Origin of the sequence: Mycobacterium sp. SMC-18 (genome assembly GCF_045310895.1) — a bacterium.
Classification (GTDB): Bacteria; Actinomycetota; Actinomycetes; order Mycobacteriales; family Mycobacteriaceae; genus Mycobacterium.
Genome location: NZ_JBJIAL010000116.1, coordinates 1 through 1,679, shown reverse-complemented (window position 1 = coordinate 1,679; position 1,679 = coordinate 1). Strand labels below are relative to the sequence as shown.

The 1,679-nt window shown below is 63.6% G+C and carries 2 protein-coding genes; both read right to left on the bottom strand.

The features are described from left to right. Positions 1-317: 317 nt before the first annotated feature. The gene (locus ACJH6J_RS30325) at positions 318-725 is read right to left on the bottom strand and encodes a hypothetical protein (RefSeq protein WP_212812796.1); all 408 of its coding nucleotides are present in this window, start codon (positions 723-725) and stop codon (positions 318-320) included. 65 nt (positions 726-790) lie between these two features. Further along, on the bottom strand, positions 791-1,171 hold the full coding sequence (locus tag ACJH6J_RS30320; protein ID WP_212812794.1) for a hypothetical protein: 381 nt from the start codon (positions 1,169-1,171) through the stop codon (positions 791-793). Between the last annotated feature and the right edge of the window lie 508 nt (positions 1,172-1,679).

Below are 1,679 nucleotides of genomic sequence, written 5' to 3'. Positions count from 1 at the left end.
ACCACCGAGCCCACTCCGCCATCGGAGGCCGCCCACCGGTCACTCGGCTGACCAACGTCCCTGGACATCACACCTAGCTCCATCCTCGGGCTGACGGGCCTGCCGACCAGCTGATGACTTCCGCCGGGAACCCTTTACCCCGGCGGGATGGGTGACGCGGCCAGTGGTTAAACGGGGCTCTACTGGCCGCGTCTCACCCCATAGACGACGGCGGGCGCACCGCAGGTCGACCAATCAACTCACGACGCGGCTGAGCCGTAGGAAGAACACGAGGAGCTTGGCTGACCTTTATTGGACTGGTCAACGCGCCCGCCGTCTCACTCGTGGCGGCAGACGATCAGCCGCACATCGGTCTCGGCAGGGGGCGTCCCCGTTGGGCTGATCGTCCACACCTGGGATAGCTCGGTATCCAGATCGACGCGGCGGGTCAGGTCGGCCTTGATGCTCTTGGCCACGAACTCCACGGTGGCTAGCGCCTCGGCCTGGTCGGGGGTGTCGTGGACGGCGTAGCGCGCGAACATGCAGGGCACGAGGTGTTCGTACGACAGGACGACCCACCAATGGTCGCGCATGGCGAGTCGCCACCGGTCTACCGCGCCAAGGCGCGGGGTCTTGTTCTCCTGCTGCTCCACGCGGTCCCACAACCAGCGCCAGCGCTCGGCGTTGCTCCAGCGCAGCCACACCTCCGGGTCGCAGCTCAGCGGCGCGGTGATTGCTTCGGCCACTATCGACTCCTTTTGTGTCGGGGTAGCCGGGACGCTCGCTGCGTCCCGGCGTCACCACGGTTGGCTTACTCGGACGGCGTGGCCTTGACGACCACGGCCTGGAGCCCGGACTTGGCGTTGTACTTCTCAGCGGCCTTCAGCGCTGCGGCCTCGGTGGAGTGGAAGCTCCAGATCGCGCCCGTCTTCAGGTGCTGTGCCTTGCCATCGGCGTCGGCCACGTCCACGGCCCAGGAGCACGCGACCGTGCCCGTCTGACGGACGCACGTCCGACCGCCCCTGCCTGTCGCCGTGCTCTTGTATGTCTTCTTGGGCTCGGTGGCCTTCGGTGCCTCGGCCTTCGGTGCGGCCTTCGCCGGTGTCTTCCGAGCGGTGCTCTTAGCCGGTGCCTTCGCGGTGTCCAGCAAAGCGGTCGCGGACGTCGCAGCGGTGCTCTTGGTGGCGGTCATTTTGTACTCCTTGGGTCGGGAGCTGGCCCAATACCTGCTCTCAACTGCTAGTTTACCGTCGCGATGCGAACAGGTGTTCGAATGTGTTCCATCTGACACTGGAGCCATGAGCCAGCTGGGAGCGACCTTGGAGCAAACATGCTTGCGCGGCTCACAGGTTACTCACCGGTAAGACTGGGGAAGGAGGGACAAGCTCACAGGATCAAGTTAGGGGGCCTAACTACCTTCAAACACTGGCCCGGCCGCCTGCATTGCAGGATGTCCAGGCCGCTATACCCCCCCGGCGCTTCTGAAAAAACGAGCAGAAAACCCGAAAAAGTAGGTATCCCCCCGAAAATCCAATAATCACTGTTTTTGACATCGCCGCAGTTCAGAAGGTCATCGGCGTGCCAAAACCGTTATTCGCCGTTATTGGATCGGTGCTCGGGAGAATTTACGGGCTCTTCACAGATGAGGGTGTAGAGGTGGTTGGCGCGTCGTTGCCGGGATAGAGGTCGAGGTCTCTCGA

What these genes read in the sequence shown, in the direction of transcription:
- ACJH6J_RS30320 (WP_212812794.1), bottom strand. Translation starts at nt 1,171, where the DNA reads ATGACCGCCACCAAGAGCACCGCTGCGACGTCCGCGACCGCTTTGCTG.